This window comes from Vagococcus bubulae (assembly GCF_003950315.1).
In the GTDB taxonomy this organism is placed as follows: domain Bacteria; phylum Bacillota; class Bacilli; order Lactobacillales; family Vagococcaceae; genus Vagococcus; species Vagococcus bubulae.
Genome location: NZ_NGJT01000043.1, coordinates 1 through 6472, shown reverse-complemented (window position 1 = coordinate 6472; position 6472 = coordinate 1). Strand labels below are relative to the sequence as shown.

At 36.7% G+C, this 6472-nt stretch carries 6 protein-coding genes; 4 read left to right on the top strand and 2 right to left on the bottom strand.

Going from position 1 to position 6472, the window contains the following annotated elements; translation table 11 throughout:
• Positions 1 to 178 precede the first annotated feature (178 nt).
• Positions 179 to 865 (bottom strand): 2,3-diphosphoglycerate-dependent phosphoglycerate mutase, encoded by a 687-nt coding sequence (gene gpmA / locus CBF36_RS11945; RefSeq protein WP_125958600.1) that lies wholly within the window; start codon positions 863 to 865, stop codon positions 179 to 181.
• Between the two features lie 32 nt (positions 866 to 897).
• A complete protein-coding gene (rpiA, locus tag CBF36_RS11940) occupies positions 898 to 1578 on the bottom strand; it encodes a ribose-5-phosphate isomerase RpiA (RefSeq protein WP_125958599.1) in 681 nt (226 codons plus the stop codon).
• Positions 1579 to 1861: 283 nt separating this feature from the next.
• Here rpiA and rpsL point away from each other — a divergent pair, with 283 nt between their 5' ends.
• From rpsL to tuf, 4 genes are all read left to right on the top strand, one after another.
• A complete protein-coding gene (rpsL, locus tag CBF36_RS11935) occupies positions 1862 to 2275 on the top strand; it encodes a 30S ribosomal protein S12 (RefSeq protein WP_071457771.1) in 414 nt (137 codons plus the stop codon).
• A gap of 41 nt (positions 2276 to 2316) precedes the next feature.
• On the top strand, positions 2317 to 2787 hold the full coding sequence (gene rpsG / locus CBF36_RS11930) for a 30S ribosomal protein S7 (RefSeq protein ID WP_071457770.1): 471 nt from the start codon (positions 2317 to 2319) through the stop codon (positions 2785 to 2787).
• Between the two features lie 71 nt (positions 2788 to 2858).
• Complete coding sequence (gene fusA, locus CBF36_RS11925) at positions 2859 to 4946, top strand: elongation factor G (protein ID WP_125958598.1); 2088 nt, start codon at positions 2859 to 2861, stop codon at positions 4944 to 4946.
• 135 nt (positions 4947 to 5081) lie between these two features.
• Positions 5082 to 6269 carry an elongation factor Tu gene (gene tuf / locus CBF36_RS11920; RefSeq protein ID WP_125958597.1) on the top strand — a complete coding sequence of 396 codons (1188 nt, stop codon included), beginning with the start codon at positions 5082 to 5084 and terminating at the stop codon, positions 6267 to 6269.
• Positions 6270 to 6472: the final 203 nt, after the last annotated feature.

The window sequence follows — 6472 nt, the reverse complement described above, 5'->3', positions numbered from 1 at the left end:
ATCAAGTTTTTCAGGTTAAATAAGAAAAGTGAGAGAATTTCTTCCCTCACTCCAATTAATTCTATTTCATTTTTGAGACTTCTTTTTATCCCTATTATTGTCCATCAACACGATTTGACATAGAGCCTTTAATATTAAAAGAAACCCATCAAGCGTCTAAGCTAGATGGGTTTTTGGTTTATAAATAATATTTTTTAGCGACACTTAAGTCATCGTTTAATTCGTAAACTAAAGGTTGACCGGTTGGGATTTCTAGAGCCATGATATCGTCATCAGAAATATTTTCAATGTGTTTTGCTAAAGCGCGTAGTGAGTTACCATGTGCGGCAACTAATACAACATCATCTTTTAATAAAGATGGGGCGATATGATCATTCCAAAAAGGTAGAGCACGTTCAAGTGTTACTTTTAAATTTTCTCCTTCAGGAATTGCTCGTTTATCTAAGTAACGATATTTTGGGTCGTGTGTGGATGATTCAGGACTACTTGGGTCAAGTAATGGAGGTAGTGTGTCATATGAACGTCTCCATAATTGGACTTGATCTGCTCCATATTTTTCAGCCGTTTCAGCTTTGTTTAATCCTTGTAATGCACCATAGTGACGTTCGTTTAAACGCCAAGATTTAAATTCCGGTGTTGAGAGTTGATCTGACTCCTCTAAAACATAATGACACGTTTTGATAGCGCGTTTTAAGTAGGATGTGTAAGCAACATCAAATAAAATACCGGCTTCTTTTATTTTTCTGCCAGCTTCTTGAGCTTCTTGTACTCCTTGTTCGCTTAAGTCAACATCTACCCATCCAGTAAATAAGTTAAGAGAATTCCATACGCTTTGTCCATGTCGAATAAAAACTAATGTTTTCATCTGATTCATCTACCCTTCGTATATATAAATTATCATCTAGAAACGTCGATTGTTTTAACCCCGTCATTTTGTGTGCCGATAATCACTCGGTTCACCATATTTAAGAATAAGCCATGCTCAACAACACCAACTTGAGTATCTAACCAAGCAGCTAATTCTATAGGATTTTCAATTTTTTCTAGGTGTAAGTCTATAATATAATTTTTACTGTCTGTTAGCAAAGGATTACCATCGTCAGTTAGACGTAAAATTGGATTTAATTTATTTTCGTTAAAAAGTTTAAATAATTGAGCACTCCCATATGGAATTACTTCAACAGGAAGAGGGAAAGCACCTAAGTGTTTCACCATTTTTGATTCATCTACTATCCAAATGATTTCCTTTGAATAAGTTCCAACAATTTTTTCGAATAAAAGGGCAGCACCACCACCTTTTATTCCTTGGAAATCATCAGAGATTTCATCAGCACCATCAATCGTTAAATCAACGTAGTCTACTTCATCAATACTCTTTAAAGGAATATCTAAAGCTAATGCTTGTACTTGTGTTGCTTTGGATGTGGTTACCCCAGTAATATTTAATCCTTCTTCTTTTACACGACGTCCAATTTCTTCTACCATATAGTAAGCTGTTGATCCTGTGCCAAGACCTACAATCATACCATCTTTTACATAATTTGCTGATTCAATGCCAACTAATTTTTTAAGATTCATAATAAAAAAATTCCTCCTAGTATTCTATAAATTTATTGTAAGCATTATCTAAAAAAAAAGATATACCAAAAATGTTAATTTTTATAAATTAAAGTATTGACGTTTATTAATAGAGTGTGTTACTATTACAAAGGTGCTTGAGAACAAGTCTTTTTAAATGTATCGACTGTATTAAAGCCTATTTTACGATGCAGGATTTCTTGCATTAATTTTTTAAATTTAAAAAAGAACCACCTGGATGTGTGGCTCTAGAAAAGCTCTATAAGGAAGGAGGAACTTTATCATGCCTACAATTAATCAATTGGTACGTAAATCTCGTAAATCAAAAACAACTAAATCTGGCTCACCTGCTTTAGGTAAAAGCTATAATAGTTTCAAAAAATCTCAAACTAACGTGAACTCTCCACAAAAACGTGGTGTTTGTACACGTGTGGGTACGATGACACCGAAAAAACCTAACTCTGCGTTACGTAAATATGCCCGTGTTCGTTTGTCAAACTTAATTGAAGTGACAGCTTACATTCCAGGTATTGGACATAACTTGCAAGAACATAGTGTGGTTTTAATCCGTGGAGGTCGTGTAAAAGATTTACCAGGGGTTCGTTATCATATCGTACGTGGTGCTTTAGATACTGCTGGTGTTACTGATCGTAAACAAAGTCGTTCTAAATATGGTACTAAAAAACCTAAAAAATAATTAAACTGATTAAATAAAATTTTTGGAAGGAGGAGTTACACATGCCAAGAAAAGGTCCTGTTGCAAAACGTGATGTATTACCAGATCCGATTTATAACTCAAAATTAGTGACTCGTTTAATCAACCGCGTAATGGTTGACGGTAAGCGTGGTGTTGCTTCTAGCATTATTTATGATGCATTTGATATTATTAAAGAATCTACAGGGAATGATCCATTAGAAGTTTTCGAACAAGCAATGGAAAATGTTATGCCTGTTCTTGAAGTTAAAGCTCGCCGTGTTGGTGGTTCTAACTATCAAGTACCAGTTGAAGTTCGTCCAGAACGTCGTTCAACTTTAGGATTACGTTGGATTGTTAACTATTCACGTTTACGTGGAGAGCACACAATGGAACAACGTTTAGCAAAAGAAATTATGGATGCAGCTAATAACACTGGTTCTTCAGTTAAAAAACGTGAAGACGTGCATAAAATGGCTGAAGCCAACAGAGCATTCGCTCACTATCGTTGGTAAGATCCTCTTTTTAAAACGAAGAGAATACAGTTGTATTTAAATCAATCAAGTTTGAGAGGAGTTAGAATAGAATGGCAAGAGAGTTTTCATTAGAAAAAACTCGTAATATCGGAATTATGGCCCATGTTGATGCTGGTAAAACAACAACAACTGAACGTATCCTTTATTATACTGGTAAAATCCATAAATTAGGTGAAACCCATGAGGGAGCTTCACAAATGGACTGGATGGAACAAGAGCAAGAACGTGGTATTACTATTACATCTGCTGCAACAACTGCGCAATGGAAAGGTTACCGTGTAAACATCATTGATACTCCTGGACACGTGGACTTCACAATTGAAGTTCAACGTTCATTACGTGTATTAGATGGTGCTGTTACAGTACTTGACTCACAATCAGGTGTTGAGCCTCAAACAGAAACTGTTTGGAGACAAGCAACTGAATACAAAGTACCTCGTATTGTATTTTGTAATAAAATGGATAAAACTGGTGCAGATTTCTTATACTCAGTTAAAACTATCCATGACCGCTTACAAGCAAATGCTCACCCAATTCAATTACCAATTGGTGCAGAAGATAACTTCACTGGAATTATCGACTTAATCAAAATGAAAGCTGAAATCTACACAAATGACTTAGGAACAGATATCCAAGAAACAGATATCCCTGAAGAATATGTAGATATGGCTAATGAATGGCGTGAAAAATTAGTTGAAGCTGTTGCTGAAACTGATGAAGAATTAATGATGAAATATTTAGAAGGTGAAGAAATCACTGAAGAAGAATTAAAACAAGGGATTCGTCGTGCGACAATCAATGTTGAATTCTTCCCTGTATTAGCTGGTTCTGCCTTCAAAAATAAAGGTGTCCAATTAATGTTAGATGCCGTTTTAGATTACTTACCAGCTCCAACTGATGTTGAAGCGATTAAAGGTATTGATACTAAAACTGATGAAGAAACTGTACGTCCATCTACTGATGACGCACCATTTGCTTCATTAGCATTTAAAGTTATGACTGACCCATTCGTTGGTCGTCTAACATTCTTCCGTGTTTACTCAGGTACATTAGATAGTGGATCATACGTTTTAAATGCGTCTAAAGACAAAAAAGAACGTATTGGTCGTATTCTACAAATGCATGCGAACTCACGTGAAGAAATCAGCACAGTTTATGCTGGAGATATCGCAGCTGCTGTTGGATTGAAAGATACAACAACAGGGGATACATTGTGTGCGCTAGATGCACCAGTTGTTCTTGAATCAATTGAGTTCCCAGAACCAGTTATTCAAGTAGCGGTAGAACCTAAATCTAAAGCTGACCAAGATAAAATGGGTGTTGCTTTACAAAAACTTGCTGAAGAAGATCCGTCATTCCGTGTTGAAACAAACGTTGAAACGGGTGAAACTGTTATCTCAGGTATGGGTGAGTTGCACTTGGACGTTTTAGTAGACCGTATGAGACGTGAATTCAAAGTAGAAGCAAATGTAGGAGCTCCTCAAGTTTCTTACCGTGAAACATTTAGAGCACCTATGACTCAAGCAGAAGGTAAATTCGTTCGTCAGTCTGGTGGTAAAGGTCAATACGGTCACGTATGGGTTGAATTTACACCAAACGAAGAAGGAAAAGGCTTCGAGTTTGAAAATGCTATCGTTGGTGGTGTGGTTCCTCGTGAATACATCCCAGCTGTTGAAAAAGGATTAGAAGATTCTATGGCTAATGGTGTTCTTGCTGGATACCCATTAGTTGACATTAAAGCTAAATTATATGATGGTTCTTACCATGATGTTGACTCGAATGAGACAGCATTCCGTGTTGCGGCATCTATGGCTTTACGTGCAGCAGCTAAGAAAGCACAACCAGTTATTCTTGAACCAATGATGAAAGTAACAATTACTGTTCCAGAAGATAACTTAGGTGATATCATGGGACACGTTACAAGTCGTCGTGGACGCGTTGAAGGTATGGAAGCACATGGTAACTCACAAATTGTTAACGCAATGGTTCCGCTTGCTGAAATGTTTGGATATGCAACAACATTACGTTCTTCAACACAAGGACGTGGTACATTTATGATGGTATTTGACCACTATGAAGACGTACCAAAATCTATTCAAGAAGAAATTATCAAGAAAAATGGCGGATCTCAAGATTAATTTTTGACTAGGCTTTTTTCTAAATTTCATGTAGAATGATGATGAGTGAGGGCAAGAATCTCATTAATTGATTTTCTTCCTTCATCATTATAATATAAATAAATAACTTTTTAATTTTAGGAGGATATATACAAAATGGCAAAAGAAAAATTTGACCGTTCGAAAGCCCATGTAAACATTGGTACAATCGGACACGTTGACCACGGTAAAACAACTTTATCTGCAGCAATCGCAACAGTTTTAGCTAAACACAATGGTGGGGAAGCTTATGACTATGCAGCAATCGATAACGCTCCAGAAGAAAAAGAACGTGGAATTACAATTTCTACTTCTCATATCGAATATGAAACTGAAACTCGTCACTACGCACACGTTGACTGCCCAGGACATGCTGACTACGTTAAAAACATGATTACTGGTGCTGCTCAAATGGACGGCGCGATCTTAGTAGTATCTGCTGCTGATGGTCCAATGCCACAAACTCGTGAGCACATTCTTTTATCTCGTAACGTTGGTGTTCCATACATCGTTGTTTTCTTAAACAAAATGGATATGGTTGACGACGAAGAATTATTAGAATTAGTAGAAATGGAAGTTCGTGACTTATTATCTGAATACGACTTCCCAGGAGATGATACTCCAATCGTTGCTGGTTCAGCATTAAAAGCTTTAGAAGGCGACGCTTCTTACGAAGAAAAAATCTTAGAATTAATGGCTGCTGTTGATGAGTATATCCCAACACCAGAACGTGATACTGACAAACCATTCATGATGCCAGTTGAGGACGTATTCTCAATTACTGGTCGTGGTACTGTTGCTACTGGTCGTGTTGAACGTGGACAAGTTCGCGTTGGTGATGAAGTAGAATTAGTAGGTATCGCTGAAGAAACTGCTAAAACAACTGTAACAGGTGTTGAAATGTTCCGTAAATTATTAGATTACGCTGAAGCTGGAGATAACATCGGTGCTTTATTACGTGGGGTAGCTCGTGAAGATATCCAACGTGGACAAGTATTAGCAGCTCCAGGAACAATCACTCCACATACTAAATTTAAAGCTGAAGTTTACGTTTTATCTAAAGAAGAAGGTGGACGTCATACTCCATTCTTCACAAACTACCGTCCTCAGTTCTACTTCCGTACAACTGACGTAACTGGTGTATGTAACTTACCAGAAGGTACTGAAATGGTAATGCCTGGTGATAACGTAGCTATGGACGTTGAATTAATTCACCCAATCGCGATCGAAGACGGAACTCGTTTCTCAATTCGTGAAGGTGGACGTACTGTTGGTTCAGGCGTTGTAACTGAAATCGTAGGTTAATTTTTAATCTATTCAAATAAAGCATTGTTGTGTAAGGACGTAAGGTTGAAAACATTTGTTTTCAACCTTTTTTTGTGGCTCTTTGTCAAATAGGACTGATGAGTTAAATCTATAAGATGATGAATTTGAGAGTAATCTCAGATTTATCATCTTTTTTAGTTATTTAATTTTTATAAGACCGTTTATCAAGAAAATTCTTATTC